The sequence below is a fragment of the Bacillus sp. 3G2 genome (assembly GCF_044324725.1).
Lineage (GTDB): Bacteria > Bacillota > Bacilli > Bacillales > Bacillaceae_G > Bacillus_A > Bacillus_A mobilis.
In genome coordinates this window covers 566,838-582,904 of the sequence record NZ_CP172246.1, presented here as the reverse complement: position 1 = coordinate 582,904, position 16,067 = coordinate 566,838, and the positions used below count along the sequence as shown (strand labels likewise).

At 34.0% G+C, this 16,067-nt stretch carries 14 protein-coding genes; 1 reads left to right on the top strand and 13 read right to left on the bottom strand.

What is annotated here, in order from left to right; all coding sequences use genetic code 11:
• Positions 1-108: 108 nt before the first annotated feature.
• The 11 genes from ACHZK0_RS02960 to ACHZK0_RS02910 all read right to left on the bottom strand — a co-directional run bounded on the left by ACHZK0_RS02960 (position 109) and on the right by ACHZK0_RS02910 (position 12,029).
• The gene (locus ACHZK0_RS02960) at positions 109-816 is read right to left on the bottom strand and encodes a response regulator (RefSeq protein WP_395761129.1); all 708 of its coding nucleotides are present in this window, start codon (positions 814-816) and stop codon (positions 109-111) included.
• Complete coding sequence (locus ACHZK0_RS02955; protein ID WP_395761128.1) at positions 813-2,417, bottom strand: sensor histidine kinase; 1,605 nt, start codon at positions 2,415-2,417, stop codon at positions 813-815. The genes ACHZK0_RS02960 and ACHZK0_RS02955 overlap by 4 nt, the downstream gene beginning before the upstream one ends.
• Before the next feature lie 78 nt (positions 2,418-2,495).
• On the bottom strand, positions 2,496-4,337 hold the full coding sequence (locus ACHZK0_RS02950) for a methyl-accepting chemotaxis protein (RefSeq protein WP_395761689.1): 1,842 nt from the start codon (positions 4,335-4,337) through the stop codon (positions 2,496-2,498).
• Positions 4,338-4,725: 388 nt separating this feature from the next.
• Positions 4,726-5,472, bottom strand: a complete 747-nt coding sequence (locus ACHZK0_RS02945; protein WP_270343296.1) for a C39 family peptidase — start codon at positions 5,470-5,472, stop codon at positions 4,726-4,728.
• A gap of 13 nt (positions 5,473-5,485) precedes the next feature.
• The gene (locus ACHZK0_RS02940; RefSeq protein WP_395761127.1) at positions 5,486-6,307 is read right to left on the bottom strand and encodes a transporter; all 822 of its coding nucleotides are present in this window, start codon (positions 6,305-6,307) and stop codon (positions 5,486-5,488) included.
• Between the two features lie 206 nt (positions 6,308-6,513).
• On the bottom strand, positions 6,514-7,749 hold the full coding sequence (locus ACHZK0_RS02935) for a sensor histidine kinase (protein ID WP_395761126.1): 1,236 nt from the start codon (positions 7,747-7,749) through the stop codon (positions 6,514-6,516).
• An 11-nt stretch (positions 7,750-7,760) separates the two neighbouring features.
• Positions 7,761-8,432 carry a response regulator transcription factor gene (locus ACHZK0_RS02930; protein WP_063261630.1) on the bottom strand — a complete coding sequence of 224 codons (672 nt, stop codon included), beginning with the start codon at positions 8,430-8,432 and terminating at the stop codon, positions 7,761-7,763.
• A gap of 204 nt (positions 8,433-8,636) precedes the next feature.
• Positions 8,637-9,341 carry a metallophosphoesterase family protein gene (locus ACHZK0_RS02925; protein WP_270343299.1) on the bottom strand — a complete coding sequence of 235 codons (705 nt, stop codon included), beginning with the start codon at positions 9,339-9,341 and terminating at the stop codon, positions 8,637-8,639.
• A gap of 669 nt (positions 9,342-10,010) precedes the next feature.
• Positions 10,011-10,847 carry an ankyrin repeat domain-containing protein gene (locus ACHZK0_RS02920; RefSeq protein WP_395761125.1) on the bottom strand — a complete coding sequence of 279 codons (837 nt, stop codon included), beginning with the start codon at positions 10,845-10,847 and terminating at the stop codon, positions 10,011-10,013.
• Between the two features lie 292 nt (positions 10,848-11,139).
• Positions 11,140-11,643, bottom strand: coding sequence for a nitrous oxide reductase accessory protein NosL (locus tag ACHZK0_RS02915; protein WP_270343303.1), 504 nt, complete (start codon positions 11,641-11,643; stop codon positions 11,140-11,142).
• 131 nt (positions 11,644-11,774) lie between these two features.
• Positions 11,775-12,029 carry a hypothetical protein gene (locus ACHZK0_RS02910; RefSeq protein WP_000857649.1) on the bottom strand — a complete coding sequence of 85 codons (255 nt, stop codon included), beginning with the start codon at positions 12,027-12,029 and terminating at the stop codon, positions 11,775-11,777.
• A 255-nt stretch (positions 12,030-12,284) separates the two neighbouring features.
• On the opposite strand from ACHZK0_RS02910, the gene ACHZK0_RS02905 reads away from it, so the two are divergent.
• Complete coding sequence (locus ACHZK0_RS02905; RefSeq protein ID WP_000880453.1) at positions 12,285-13,589, top strand: CitMHS family transporter; 1,305 nt, start codon at positions 12,285-12,287, stop codon at positions 13,587-13,589.
• Between the two features lie 43 nt (positions 13,590-13,632).
• Here the strand turns inward: ACHZK0_RS02905 and ACHZK0_RS02900 are convergent, their stop codons facing one another.
• Together ACHZK0_RS02900 and ACHZK0_RS02895 are read right to left on the bottom strand one after the other, a co-directional pair.
• Positions 13,633-14,325, bottom strand: coding sequence for a response regulator (locus tag ACHZK0_RS02900; protein ID WP_088028834.1), 693 nt, complete (start codon positions 14,323-14,325; stop codon positions 13,633-13,635).
• Positions 14,325-15,929, bottom strand: a complete 1,605-nt coding sequence (locus ACHZK0_RS02895; RefSeq protein WP_262742380.1) for an ATP-binding protein — start codon at positions 15,927-15,929, stop codon at positions 14,325-14,327. Before ACHZK0_RS02895 ends, ACHZK0_RS02900 begins: the two co-directional genes overlap by 1 nt.
• Between the last annotated feature and the right edge of the window lie 138 nt (positions 15,930-16,067).

Genomic DNA, 16,067 nt, shown 5'->3' with positions numbered 1-16,067 from the left:
TTTTCTTAATAACCATATTAAAACGCTTTCAATAGTAAAAATAGTTTTTGTAAGTTTTGTAATTGATTTTGTAATTAAAAAAAGTATAAGCGACTTATAATAAGTCGCTTATACGTAAAACTCTATTTTATTTTGGTCAATACATCTTAATTTACTCACTGGTCTTCCCACATTTTGATACACCATTTCGTTTTCTAATACTCCAATTTCAGTCAAAAACATTACATACTTTCGAATAGACACTCTTGAAACTCCTACTAATTGCGCCATTTCATCTGTTGTAAACGCTCGTCCATTCAGCGAATCAATATTCTGCCAAATTAATTGCATCGTTTGCTTCGTTAATCCTTTCGGAAGCTCTTTAGTAACAGTAGGCTCTCTTTTTTCTTTTTGTAAAATTAACGAATCTAATTCCGATTGACTAATTTTTTGTTGTTCTTTCATGAAAGTTAGTTTTTCTCGATATATAGTTAATGCCTTTTTAAATCGTTCAAATGTAAATGGTTTAATTAAATAATCTACTACACCATATTGTAATGCTTTTTTAATACTTCCCATGTCATGTACAGCTGAAATCATCATAATATCGATTTCTTTTTCTTGGTTCCGAATATACATTAAAAGCTCAAATCCAGTTTCTTCAGGCATAAAAATATCAAGTAATACTAAATCTACTCGTGATTCCTTTAATACTTCTATCGCTTCTTTAACGGAGTTAACTGCTTGAACAAGTTCAAACCCTCCTACTTGCTGTAAATAATGCGTATTTAACATCGCTACCATCGGGTCATCTTCTACAATTAAAACTTTAATCATATTTGCCTCTCATCCCTACCTCTAGGTATTTCAATTGTTATCGTTGTTCCCTTTCCTACTAATGAATGCATATGAATTTCCCCATTTATTCTCTGTATACTTTCTTTTACAAGATACAAGCCATAACCACGGTTATCTCCCTTTGTGGAATAACCTTTCGTAAATAATGCCCCTATTTCTTCTTCTGGTATACCTTTCCCTGTATCTCGTACTGTAATGGTTAATGTATCCCCATATTGTATCTCAAGTTCAACTTGCTTCTTTTCACAATTCGTCACTGCCTCTAATGCATTATCAATTAAATTTCCGACAATCGTAATTAGTTCATGAATAATACTTTCATCATCTATTTCCGGCATGTAAGAATCTTCACTTATGATTAATTTTATATTTTTCTCTCTAGCATAGCTAAGTTTCCCAAGTAAAAAACCAGCAAATACTGGACTTTTTATTCTTTCCATAACCCCACCAATTTCATATTGATGCTCTGATACCATACCGCTTATATACTTCTGTAATTCTTCATACTGCTTCATGTGTGTAAGCCCTAATACGACATGCATTTTATTCATAAATTCATGCGATTGTGCCCGTAATGCTTCCGCATATAGTCTAATACCAGTTAATTCTTCTGCTAATTTTCTAATCTCTGTTTTATCACGAAATGTTGCAATCGCACCAACTATTTCTCCTTTTACATATAAAGGAACACGATTCGTCACAATCGTAATTCCATAAATATTTTGTTCTTCGTTTAATTGCACCTCTCCCGTTTGTAATACTTCTTTTATACGTGAATTAGGCATATATAACTCAACATCTTTACCAATAAAATCTTCTTCAAGACCACTTTTCTTAAACAATCGTTTTGCCTCATTATTTATTAAAGTTACATTGGCCTCTTTATCTACAGCAATAATACCTTCCTTTACAGATTGTAGCATCGTATTTCTTTCTTCAAGAATTTTTGCTATCCTGTGAGGTTCAAGACCAAATAAACTTTTCTTTATATGTCTAGCTAGTAATATTGCTCCTATAATTCCGACTAGTACTCCAACTCCAACTCCAATATAAATGATATGTCTACTTTCCTTAACTCTCTCTTTTACATTATCTGCTGAAATACCAACGGCCACCGCCCCAAGTTGTTCACCTGTTTCAGAAAATACAGGTACAAACACTCGCATTGAAATACCTAAAGTTCCTTCTGCCAGCGATACATGTTCCTTTCCTTTCAATGCAGGCCCTTCATCTCCCCCAATAAAATGATGACCTATTTTTTGAGGATCTGGATGTGATTTTCTTATTCCATTCATGTCCATAACTACAATAAATTGAACACCTGTGTTTTTTAATATTCTATTTGTATACGTTTGGATTGCAGAAGTATCTGCTTTCCCAGTCAAACCATCGATTACAATCGAATCATTCGCCACAATGTGTGCAATTGTTTTCGCTTTCTCTGCTTGGCTATCCTCCGTCGTCCGTTCTACATTATGACTAATTAATATATCTGTCACAAGTAAAGAAAAAATTACAACTGTACAAACTAACAATGTAATCGTTTTCCATAAATTCCATAGTCTTTTTCTTTTTTTCATCCCGTTAATGACTCCCCTAATTGCTAAATAGAAAAATAAGTAAGGTGATATTATTTTCACCTTACTTATCTGCTGTTATTATACTTTAAATTTACTAGTCATCGCTTGTAGTTCTTCGGCCATCTCAGCTAAATTTTGCGAAGCTGAACTAATTTCTTCCATTGAATTCATTTGTTCCTCTGTTGAAGCAGCAACACTTTGCATACTAGCTGTATTTTCTTCTGCAGCCGCTGCAATTTCATCAATAGCATTTGTCACTTCATTTGCATCTCCAGCAATTCTCTTCGTTGTTTCTACCATTTGATTTACTTGAGAAACAATATGTGTAGTAGAACTTAAAATTTCCGTAAAACTTACTTTCGTCTTTGTTACAACATCAAGGCCTTGTTGAACTTCCCCATTCACATTATCCATCGCCTTAACAGTATGTTCAATATCAGCCTTAATTTCTGCAATTAAATTTGCAATCTCTCCAGATGATTCTCCTGATTGCTCCGCTAATTTTCTAACCTCATCTGCTACAATAGCAAACCCTCGGCCCTGTTCACCTGCTCTTGCTGCTTCAATAGCCGCATTTAAAGCTAATAAGTTCGTTTGAGTAGCGATGTTTTGAATTGCTTCAGAAATAGCTCCTACCTGTTTTGATTTCTCATCAAGAAGTTTAATAATAGCATCTGACTCGGATACCGATCTAGAAATAGACTGCATTTGTTTTGCTGTTTGTTCAACCAATTCTTCCCCTTCTTCAGCTCTTTCTCTCGCATGTAATGAGGAGATAGAAATTGATTCCGCGCTTCCATTTACATCTTGAATTGCTTTATTTACTTGTTGTAATGTAGCCGCACCTTCTTCAACACCTTGACTTTGTGATTCAGCCCCACCTGATACTTGTTCCATTGCAATTGTAATTTGATCTGTCGCATCATTCGCTTGCTGTACGCTCGCTGTTAACTCTTCAGCCGATGCAGCGACATGTTCTGCTGAAAAACTAATTTGAGTAATCACATCTTGTAAAGAGGCAGACATTTCATTGAAGGAATCCCCTAATTTCCCTATGTCATCCTTGGAATGGATTGTAATTTTCTCTGTCAAATCTCCCTTACTAATTTTATGTGCCGAGTCAGCTATTCTTCTTAATGGTCTTGTAATAGACTTTGTAATGAAATAAATTAATACACTACCAAATACAATAGCGATAGCTATGACAATAAAAGTCTTATAAAATACTGGATTCGTAGCTTGGGTAATTTCTTCGTCGAACATAACTCCAACTACTTTCCATCCTGTTTTCTCATTTGTTGCAAAGATTAAATTTTTTTTATCACCTTGTTCTGTATAAGACACATTTCCTTGTTTATCTTCATAAATTGGTTTAATCCAAGGATCAGTAACTTTTGCACCTGGTTTTCTGGATGGATGACTAACAATTTGCTTATTTTGATCTAAAATAACTGCATAACCTTTTTCACCAATATTAATCATTTTGGAAATTTTTAAGATATTATCTAAATTTAAGTTAATTCCTATAACACCTTTACCATCTTTTACTTCTTTAGCAATTGTCACTACCATATTTTTGGTAGATGCTGATTGATATGGTGCAGTAACAATTACTTTCCCTTTATTTTCATGCGCTTCTTTATACCAAGATCTATCTGTTGGATTATACCCATCAGCCATTTGAATAAATGGTTCTCTTATAAACTTTCCCGTCTGCGTTCCAATATAAATACCTTCTACTTCTGGATGAAGTTTTATATATTGTGCTAACTTCGTTCTTACTATTTCTTCTTGCCCGTTTGGATATGTATCCTCTGTTAAGATGTCTGCAAAGTATGCTGCATCAACAAATTTCTCTTCTATATTTTGAGAAATAACAGTATTTAAAATCGAAATGTTTTCCTTTGCTTTACCTGTGATTTGTTGTTCAAAATTTGTTTTGGCAGTTTGATATGAAACACCACCGATAATAAGTCCTGGTATAGTTAAAATAAGAAAGAATGAAATGATTAATTTTTTCTTGATACTCATACATTTAACCCAGTTAAATATTTTTTGCATAATAAGCCTCCTTTATGTAATGTGAATACTTGTGTAATTTTATACAATCAACATATATAAAACAATATATAATGATAACATGTAATTTTTTCGTCAATTATGCATTTTTACATATTCACTACTTCTAAAGATTTAATCATAAAAAATAAGAGAACTTCAGCTTATATAATAAGCTGAAGTTCTCTTATTTCTTAACAAAATATACCCACACAAAATCCTCTTATAATTCCTTACATCCCCTTCCTTATTAATTGCTTTTCACATAACTAATCGCCTGACTCCCCATTTGCATCCATGCCTCTTCAAAACGATCTCTCGGTACTTTTACATCCAAACTTTCACTGAGAGGATCTCGAATATATACAAATTCCTTATCATATCCAACAAGCACAACACAATGCTCATTATACGTAATAGAAACATCTCCGCTATTTGTTTCCCATGTAGTAAATTCATCCTCATCTAATGGTGCAAATGTTGCATTTGTAATCATAACTACCGGTTGTCCTGCTTTTACACTCTTATACATTTCTTCTATACTCTTCCCTGTTAAGTCTACAGCTTTATTAGGTAAATATTTTTTTGCTAATTGAAAAAGTGGTTCATGATATACACCATATCCAGATTCAGAAAAAGTATAAATATTTCCTACAAATCCTTCATTCGGATTCCCTCTTACACCGTCATCTAAAAAATTAACCTTTTTGATTTCACTTGCCAATTGCATCTTATCTACTGAAACACCTGCATATTGTAATAACATCGCTAAGCTCGTTACTTCGCATCCTCTATCTAGCTCTGGTAATTGCTGAATTAAAGGTACATTTGATAAGATAACCTTTTCATCATTATTACTAAACTCCGCTTCTTTTCCGCTTTGTATATTGAAAAATGTTAACTTCTCCATATACTTTGTAATTCCATTTGTATATACGTTCCATACTGCTATACCGAGTAAGGCCATACATAAATACCACTTCCATCTCCGTATCACTCTCACGCCCTTTTTAGTTCGTTAAATAAGAATAAAACGCGTCAGCATCCGTGCGAATCACCGGTACAAAATTTAGTTCTTTTCCTTTTTCAGGCTGATCTTTTTTTATTTTTTCGGCTAATTCTTGAACGTTCATATTCGTTTTATCCACATTAAGCTCATCTGCCATTTGTAATACTTTTTGCTCATTAATTTCTTTTAATACTTGATATATATCTTTACCATACAAATCAATATGATATTTTTTTGCTTCTTCCTGTACTTTTTGTTCATACACTTCTTGTGCTAACGTTTCTATCTCTTTTCCTTTTTGGGAAATACCTAACTCCCCTGCTTCCTCTCTTACTTTCGTTCCATAGATCTCTTCCTCAATGTCCTCTATTTCTTTTCCATTTGCCGAAATTCCTAATTTATCCGCTTCATTGTTAATTTTAATCGTATTAATTTGATTAATTAAATTTACAATCGTTGTATTCTCTATAGATATGCCTAGCTTTAACGCTTCTTGCTTTATTTTTGTTTCATAGATTTCTTCTGAAAGAGTTCCAACGTCTTTTCCTTCAATCGAAATTCCTAACTGTTCTGCTTCCCTTCCTACTTCCGTCTCATGGATTTCTTTTTCTAGCGTGATTTGTTCTTTCCCTTCCGTTTCAATCCCTAAATTCTCTGCCTTTTCTTCTGTATGTACCGCATGTATCTTTCCATTATTTAATTGTTCTTTACTACGCTGCGTGTAATTTGTCTTTCCTTTTGGTGTTTCAGAAGGAGAGGCACCGCCTAATATACTTAAACTCATTACTCCAATAGTGAATACCGTCATCATTTTCTTTTTCAAAATTAATTCCTCCCTCTTACACTTTCTTTTACATCATTCCCTATACATAATCGAAATAACGTTATGATCGATATAATCTGCTCAAATACCTTTTTATAATTGCTTCTTCATACGGCGAACTTTCTGTATATCATACATGTTATAAATAGTTTCTTAACTTTCCCTTAAAAAAAGACGACCTTGTAAAAACAAGATCGTCTTCTCACTTATATTCTTTGGTTTTTAGGAAGAATCACTTCAAAACAAGTACCCTCTTCCCATTTGCTCTCTACTAATATTTTTCCATAATGCTTGTCTACAATCCAATTCGCGATTGAAAGGCCTAATCCAGCTCCTTCTGACGCACTTCTCGCTTTATCCCCTTGATAAAAACGATTAAATAGTTTGGGGATTTCCTCATCTTTCACTCCTATCCCATCATCTTTCACTCGTATACGAATCGAACTGTTCGTTTGCGTACAATCGATTTGAATATGACCACCTTCATTCGTATACTTCATCGCATTGTCTAACAATATGACCATCATTTGATGAATTCTCTCTCTATCACCCATAAATGATATACCATGCTCTACTTTTAATATCATCTCTTTTTCTTGATAAGAAGCAATCTCCTTATATGGATCTACTATTTCTTCTAACAATGTATCCATTTCAAATGTTTTCTTATCCATCTCAATTTGATTAGAATCCGAACGTGCTAACAATAATAAATTAGCTACAAGCTTAGATAACCGTCTACACTCCTTTGAAATCGTAGAAATATCCATCGCTTTTTCTTCTATTGTCGCAGATGGTGACTGAAATAATATATCTGTTTTGGATTGAATAACCGCAAGCGGTGTCCTTAATTCATGCGATGCGTCCGAAACGAATTGTTGCTGCTTTTCCCATGAATTTTGAATGGGTACGAGTGCCCTGCCAGCTAAGAAAAAGCCGATTCCTATTGCAAATAGGCTTCCTACACTACAACCTATAACAAGAATTAAAAATAAAGTATTTAACATTTCTTCTTCAGCTGTTATATCGCGTACGATTTGAACAATTTTTCCACCTTGTTGAAATGCAAATGTTCTAAAATATATTCCTTGCACCTCTATATCTTGCAAAGTTCCTAATTTCTTTGGCGAAAACTTTTCCAAATTGTCTTCAAAGATAAAACGGCGTTTGCCGTTTTCAACACCTATCTCCACTGTGTTTCCATTCCAAGTTAATTCCATTATCCTCGTATCCCCAATTGGAGGATATCCTCTAATTTTTTTAGGTAGTTTTTTATCATCTGCATTCTCTCTATATTGAACGGCTTTTTCTATCGATTCATTTACTCCACTATAAATCCGCTTATATGTGTACGAATAAATGATACTACCTAATACGCCTATCAAAATGATAAATACTAACGAATTCAATATAGTCAATCGAATGCGCGTCTTCTGAAACATACTTCCCTTTTTCATTGTTCTTTTAATATGTATCCAATACCTCGAACGGTTTGAATATCTTTCTGATAACCGAATGGCTCTAGTTTTTTACGTAAATGATGTACATATACTTCTACAATTGCTACTGTCGTATCTGAATCAAATCCCCAAACACGATCAAAAATTTGTTCACGCATTAAAATTTTACCGCTATTTTGAACAAGGTACTCTAGAAGCTCATATTGTTTTAATGTTAACTTAATACCTTGCCCATCTACTTGAACATCTTTATCTTTTCCGAACAGTTCAATCCCTTTATATCGAATGGTCTGCTTTGTTGTTAGACTACCGCTTCGTCGTAACAAAGCGCGAATTCTCGCCTTTAATTCTGGGGCCTGAAACGGCTTAACGATATAGTCATCCCCACCAAAATCTAACCCTTTCACTCGATCCTCTAAAGAATCTCTCGCTGTCAAAAATAAGACAGGTGTTTCAATCTTTTCATCACGTATTTTTTGAATTACTTCAAAACCATCCATTTCTGGCATCATCACATCAAGCAAAATGGCATCATATATATTTTGTAACGCTAGAAATAATCCATCTTCTCCATTCAATGCTGTATCTACTTCAAATTCATCGCGTAATATTTGGACAATAGACTCTAATAACGAAGCATTATCTTCTACTACGAGTAAGCGCATATTCTCACCTTCCACCATAGGGTTCAATTCTATTTAGTATTACATTTCTTCTCTTCATAACGAAAGAATGTAGTCGCATTATGTAATTTCATTTTTAACTATTTCCTTCTGAAGTTTTGCTTTATATAAAGTTTTATTATAAAAGCTTTGTCTTAAATTTAGCTTAATAAAAAATTGAAAGAAATACGATTCCTCTTATCTCTTTCAATTTTTTATTACATATACCTTTTTACTCGGCAACTCCAAACAATTTAGCTGACCACCATACACAGCTCCACCATCAATTCCAATAATACGATTACTACCAAAATATACTCCGCAATCCTCACGACCATGAAGCGTTTTTGTTTCCGTATGACCGAATACAACAACCTTTTCCCCACTATATCCATTATGAAATTCATTACGGATCCACATTAACGTGTATGGTTCAGATTCAGAAACTCGTTTCATTGGCTCAACACCAGCATGTACAAATATATATTCTTCTGTTTCAATGTAATGATCTAATTCTTGAATAAACTTTACATGTTCATCTAATACACGAGATTGTAAAATCGTTTTTTGAAAATCTCCCTCATTAACCACAATATCTTCTTCTACAAAGCCATAGCTATATAAAGTCTTATCTCCACCATTCCTTTTTACCCAATGATTCCATGAACGTTCCTCATCAGTCGTTAACGCCTTAATCATCATATCTTCATGATTTCCTTTTAAAACAAAGGCACCTTCTTCTTTTAAATCTTTTACCTTTTCAATTACAGCACGCGCATTTGGACCACGATCTATATAATCACCTAATAAAATTAATTGATCCTGTCTTGCATCGTATTGAGCTGCTTCTAATAACTGTTCGAACTTTTCTATTTCTCCATGAATATCACTAATAACAAGAATTCTTTTCATATTATCCCCTTCTTTCTAAGGCACTCTCTTTCTAATTATAGTTCAAAACAACAGAAATTTCTGAACTCAACTTCATTTCAAATAAAACGCTTATCCTTACAACAATGTAAGTCTCTTGTCATCCAATTCGATAGTTGCAAGTGTAATATTTCCTTATACTAAAAGTAAGAAATGAAACAAAGAACAAGGAGAGATGAGAAATGAAAAAAGTGATAGAAGTTGTAGTAGCAGTGGCAGAGGTTTTCGTAAATGGCAAACAAGTTGCAATGGATTTAAACAAATAATGAAAAGGACAAAATTCACTCTAGACCCTTTACTCATATAAAAGAGATAAGACTTCTTCATTTTTTTGATCCCTTATCTCCTTGTAAAGAAAACCGCATTCCGAAAAAGAATGCGGTTTTCTTATTGCCATCTTCATTTACGCACTTTATTATTCCTAGTTGATTATAGACAAGTAAAACCTCTGCTTACATTGTTTTTAACTCAAGTTCTGAAAATCTCACTTTTCTCCTCCTTAGTCCCTATGTATCTATCCCTCTCTTCAAACAATTTGTCCAACAAAAAAATCCCATTCAAATACACATTACTGAATCCATCATACTAAATGACTTCTTCATTCTGTCTATCTAAATGAGATTATTTCGTACTTTTTATTTCTTTGTTTTGTTATTCCACCGGTTGTGGTTGTGGCTGTACGACTTCATTCGCTCCAGCTACCCTCAACATAGTTGCAATATCTTTAAAACCTCTTTTTTCAGCATATTGCAGTGGTGTAACATTTTCCTTATTGGCCATATTTACATCTGCCCCGTGGTCAATAAGCATTTGAATTACTTTCTTATGGCTTTCACTACCATTTCCTAATACGATTGCTTCTACTAAAGCTGTTCCACCACGAGCATTTCTATAATTCACATCAATATCCGTATGCTCTAATAACTCTTTTACTACCTCTACATGGCCACGTTCAGATGCGGAAATGAGTGCTGTTCCACCTGATTTAGTAATTTCTTTCGTATTAACCCCTGCATTAATTAGTAGCTTTACTATGTCTGTATAGCCTTCTCTACTTGCATAAAGAAATGGATTACTTTGTTTCTCATCTTTACTTTCAAGATTAGCCCCTGCACCAATTAACGCTTTAACTGTCTCTACATGATTTTGATACGTTGCTGCAAGGATTGGCGTTTCTCCATTGTCACCTTCTACGTTTATATTGGCTCCATCTTGAATCAACTTCATAGCTGTTTCAGTGTCTCCAAGAGTCGCAGAAAGTAGCAACTGTTTGTCCATTAAATTTATACTTTTTTCTTCTTTAGGTTCTTCCTGTTCTTTATGCTTTTCTTTTTTCTTTTCGTTTTTCACATGAACCGGTTTCGATTCTGGCTCCTCTTGCTTATCGCAAGCCACTACCGTCATTAAAAGTCCTAATAACATACATAATAAAATTTTTTGTTTTCTCACAACTACAGCTCCTATGAAAGATAATGTTTTCTTAACCATTCCTCCATCACATACAATAACTCTTCTTGATTACATTTATCCATAAGCCCTTTATATTCCTTCTTTAATCGGATTATCTAAACTTATATCTACGTTTCTCAACCTATATTAGCGAAGCAATTAGTTTAGCACGATTTTACCGCATTTGTATACATTTCTAAAAAGTACATACATGATTGCTTTAGGTTACTATATTCCATTGTAACCGTTCTTCTAAAAATTTTACACCTTTTCTATATTTGCACCTGAGTAATAATAAAAAAAGACAACTATGTAGTTGCCTTTTTTATTATTAATGGTGCCCACCGTGATTTCCTTTTTTCGGGTTCCCCATCATCTCTTTATTCATTTCCCATTTATGCGCTGCTAGCTCTTTATATGAAAGAACTTTTCCTTTATAGTTAGACACAAAATTCTCTGCATCCTTTTTACTTTCAAATGAAATGACATTATAAGCCATCGGTGTCGTTATTGTTTTATCATATACGTAAGTCGCATCTTCTAATGAAATCCACTCTTTCGAATCATAATCGCGAACAAATTTTTCTTTCGTCTTTTCTCCTGGATTAATCTCCATCCATTTATACATACAACCGATATCATCAAACTTTAACGCTTTTCCATTTTCTAAAATAACTTCTGTTGCAAATTGATTATCCATTACCCCAATTTGGCAAATATCACATTTATCATGTTTCTCATCAATTGCCACAGCCTCTACTTGTTTCTTACCACATCCTGCTATTGCAAAGACAAAAAATAAGCATATGGCAAGCATCACATACTTTGTTCTCATTTTATTTCCTCCCTAACCGTATCTTCCACTAGGAGAATATCAAAAACTTGTGTGAGATTTGTGAAAAAACAATGTTCTTTTTGTAATATATGGAACAAAAAAGATGTGTAGTCATATCTACACATCTCTCATCATTCACAACCTGTAATTAATAAATCATCTTCTAACTTAACTAATAATGTATCTGTATTAATTTGCTGTCCAACAACTACATTTACTAACCTTATATTTCCACTGATACCGATCGCAACTTTTTCAAGTTCACCGTTATTTTTTCGGATCATCATTAATTTTTCCCACTCATATACGTAAGAAGATTCTTTAACAAAAATCTCTTCTACTTTTCCTTCATAAGAACTATAAATCTCTTCCATTCTCGTTTTCATATAAAATCTACTCCCTATTTCACACTTCAATATTTTCATCTTATTCTACCATTCTTACGGAGAGTAGCTTACTTTTTAAAAATTCAAATTAACTCCTGTGAACAAAATGACCAAAATAAAAACTATGCTTCTAATGATGTTATTTTTCAAATTATTTACCATTTGAATGATTGATTTTATGATAAACAAAAAACATTTTATCTGAATTTTCACTACTTTTTTTGAAAGCGCAATCATTTTTGAGGGGGAGATTACATGTTAGCACTACTTGGATTTGCGATGGTATTTGTCTTTATGTTTTTAATTATGACGAAACGTATGTCGGCACTAGTAGCATTAATATTAATTCCAATTACTTTCGCATTAATTGGCGGTTTTTATGCAAATATGGGACCTATGATGTTAGAAGGGATTCAAAAACTAGCACCTACTGGTATTATGCTTATGTTTGCTATTTTGTATTTTGGAATTATGATTGATAGCGGTTTATTCGATCCTGTCATTAGTAGGATTTTGAAATTTGTAAAAGGAGATCCTTTAAAAATTGTTGTTGGTACAGCGATTCTTACGATTATCGTTTCATTGGATGGGGATGGAACAACAACGTATATGATTACTGTTTCCGCAATGTATCCACTATATAAACGCCTAGGAATGAATCCACTTATATTAGCCGGGGTTGTTATGTTAGGGGCAGGAGTAACAAATCTTACACCGTGGGGTGGACCGACAGCTCGGGTTATGAGTGCTCTTGGGCTAGATGCATCAGAACTCTTTACACCACTTATACCAGGAATGATCGCTGGTGCAATTTGGGTCGTTTTCGTTGCTTACTATCTTGGAACAAAAGAAAGAAAACGATTAGGAATTATGGATGTACAATATTTAAAGCAAATGCAAACGATGGATGAGCAAGCTGCAACAGTAGAAGCTGCCGTTCATAAACGCCCTAAGCTTCTATGGATTAACTTTTTATTAACTGTTACCTTACTTGTCTGTCTTATACTAGAAGTTATGCCGTTACCTGTTTTATTTACAATTGCTTTCGCTATTGCTGTTATGCTTAACTATCCGAACTTAGAACAACAGAAAGAACGTATTGCTTCTCACGCAGGAAACGTATTAGCAGTTGTTTCTCTCGTATTTGCCGCTGGAATTTTCACTGGTATTCTATCAGGAACAAAAATGGTAGATGCAATGGCTCAAAGTGTAGTCACTCTTATACCAGACGCTCTTGGACCACAACTACCAATTATTACCGCTCTTCTTAGTATGCCGTTCACATTTTTCATGTCCAATGATGCATTTTACTTCGGAGTATTACCTATTTTAACGAAAGCTGCCGCTGCTTACGGAATTAGTGCAGCCGAAATGGGACGCGCTTCTTTACTTGGTCAACCTGTTCACTTATTAAGCCCTCTTGTCGCATCCACTTATTTATTAGTCGGAATGGCCAAAGTTGATTTTGGTGAACATCAACGCTTCACTTTATTGTGGGCAGTTGGAACAACAATGGTGATGTTGATTACTGGAATTGTAATTGGGATTATTCCAATATAAGATAAAAAAGAGTAGAGGACATATATCCTCTACTCTTTTTCTATTATGAAGAAACAAGAAAATACCGTCTCTCAGGTCTACCTACACTCCCATATGTAAGCTCCGCATGGACTTTCTTTCCAGATATTAAATACTCTAAATAGCGCCTCGCTGTTGACCGGCTTACTCCGACCATTGTACTTAACACTTCTGCTGTAATTCCTTCTTCATTCACTATTAACATATGCTTTTTTATTTTTGCTAAAGTTAAAGGATCGATCCCTTTCGGGGCATATTCTATTTCATTTCCCTTTACGCCTCTTTGAGACCATAAATATTCTATTTGTTCTGTAGATAATTGATTATTTTTCTTCAGCTGCACAACCTTTTTTTGATAACCTTCCAAACTTGCTTTAAATCGATCAAACATAAGTGGCTTTACGATATAATCTGTTACTCCGCCCCGTAAAGCATGCCTTACTACATCTGTTTCCGATGCAGCTGTAATCATAATAATATCTGTATCATGTAAATTACGCCTAATATATGTGACAAGTTCCGTTCCTTGCATATCAGGTAAATACACGTCTAATAAAACGAGCTGCGGCTTCACAAGATCTAGCCATTCTTTCGCTTGTTCTCCAGTCGTCGCTGTTCCAATTACTTTAAATCCCTCAACTTTTTCAGTAAAACGACGATGAATGTCCGCAATTCGAATATCATCTTCTACAATCAATACTTCAATCTCCTCACCCATTACAATTCGCCTCTCTCTTTTGGTAATGCGATAATAAATAATGCACCACCTAAATCCCCTGTTTCGATTGCAATACTTCCATTTAAATCTTCTACTAACTCTTTCACTTTTGCTAATCCATATCCTCGCTTCCCGCCCTCTTTCGTCGAGAAGCCTTTATAGAATATGCTAGTAATGACTTCATCATGAATCCCTTGTCCTGAATCTTCCACTTCAATTACTATTTCTTCTCCGATATCAGTTACAAACATTCTTACCTTCTTATCATTCTCTTCATTTCTTTCAATCGCTTCAAATGCATTCGTAATTAAATTTCCTAAAATAGAAACGACATAATTACTCTCAATGTGCGGACTTAATTTGTCTAAGCTACTTTCTCGATCTAGCATAAAATCAATCTTTAACTCTCTTGCTCTATTATAGAATCCAATTAAAATCCCACCTAACCACGGATTTTGAATTCGCTTCATAATAAATTGAACAAAATCTTGATATACCGCTGTTTCCTTATGAATAAGTTCTAAAGCATCCTCATATGATTCTAGCTGAATAAGACCTGAAAGCGTATACAACAAATTGTTATATTCATGTGTTTGCGCTCGTAATGCCTCTGTATATTGCTTCGTCTGAGATAATTCTGCTGTTAATTGATCCATTTCAGATTTCAAACGCAAGCTCGATACAACGCCAGTTACTTTATTCTTTACTTTAATAGGTAGACGGTTCGCAATCACAGCCTGCCCTTTTATATTTAATTGACGATCAAACTGTTCTTCTCCAGTTTGAAATACATCTAGTATTGTTGAATTAGGAATTACATTTAAAATAAATTCTCCAATAATATTTCGTTGTCTATCTAGCGAAAGAATATCATAAGCCGCTTGATTGACTAAACTAATCATGCCATTTTGATCAATAACAATAATCCCTTCACGTACAGATTGAATCACTGTACTATGCTCTTCATATAAAGATGAAATTTCTTCTGGCTCCATCCCAAACATCATTCTTTTTATACTTCCCGCTAAATATATAGAGCCAATTATTCCAATTAAAAGACCGATTATTGTAATCCAAAATACACGCTTTCCATACACTTCTACCGCTCCATGAATATCATCCATTGAAAATCCAACAGACACCACGCCAATAATTTCATTTTCCTGATTACGGATTGGAACTTTGCCACGTAATGAAGGGCCTAATGATCCAGTTGCTCTCGAAACATATGATTTTCCTTCTAATAGAACCCCTTCGTTATCTCCACCAACCATTTCTTCTCCTATTTTATCTCGCTTAGGATGTGCATATCGAATCCCCTCTTTGTTTCCAACTACAATAAAATCAGCATCTGTATCAATTCGAATTTTTTCTGCAATTGGCTGAATAATAGAAGCTGGATCTTCTTTTTGAAAAGCTTCCGTTATTTCAGGTATAGCAGCAACTGTTTTCGCAACGTGCAAAGCCCGTTTCCCAATTTGCTCTTCTACCGTTTCAGACAATATGTAATAAAATAAATAACTTGTTAATAGAAGTACGACTAGAATAAGCGTACTAATTGTTATTGTAATTCTCGGTTGTAGTTTTAACTTTTTAAATTTCAAAACCATTCCCCTAACATAATTAAAGATAGAATTTAATGAATTTACAGTCTTTTGTAATTACACCTAATCATAACACGGTTACTCTATATTTCTTTATTTTTTATCTTCATAAAGCGAAACTTTAATCAATCCACAAAT

Excerpts from the sequence above, each read along its gene's own strand:
- ACHZK0_RS02960 (WP_395761129.1), bottom strand. The coding sequence starts at position 816 with ATGATTAAAGTTTTAATTGTAGAAGATGACCCGATGGTAGCGATGTTA.
- ACHZK0_RS02955 (WP_395761128.1), bottom strand. The coding sequence starts at position 2,417 with ATGAAAAAAAGAAAAAGACTATGGAATTTATGGAAAACGATTACATTG.
- ACHZK0_RS02935 (WP_395761126.1), bottom strand. The coding sequence starts at position 7,749 with ATGTTTCAGAAGACGCGCATTCGATTGACTATATTGAATTCGTTAGTA.
- ACHZK0_RS02930 (WP_063261630.1), bottom strand. The coding sequence starts at position 8,432 with ATGCGCTTACTCGTAGTAGAAGATAATGCTTCGTTATTAGAGTCTATT.
- ACHZK0_RS02925 (WP_270343299.1), bottom strand. The coding sequence starts at position 9,341 with ATGAAAAGAATTCTTGTTATTAGTGATATTCATGGAGAAATAGAAAAG.
- ACHZK0_RS02920 (WP_395761125.1), bottom strand. The coding sequence starts at position 10,847 with ATGGTTAAGAAAACATTATCTTTCATAGGAGCTGTAGTTGTGAGAAAA.
- ACHZK0_RS02915 (WP_270343303.1), bottom strand. The coding sequence starts at position 11,643 with ATGAGAACAAAGTATGTGATGCTTGCCATATGCTTATTTTTTGTCTTT.
- ACHZK0_RS02910 (WP_000857649.1), bottom strand. The coding sequence starts at position 12,029 with ATGAAAACGAGAATGGAAGAGATTTATAGTTCTTATGAAGGAAAAGTA.
- ACHZK0_RS02905 (WP_000880453.1), top strand. The coding sequence starts at position 12,285 with ATGTTAGCACTACTTGGATTTGCGATGGTATTTGTCTTTATGTTTTTA.
- ACHZK0_RS02900 (WP_088028834.1), bottom strand. The coding sequence starts at position 14,325 with ATGGGTGAGGAGATTGAAGTATTGATTGTAGAAGATGATATTCGAATT.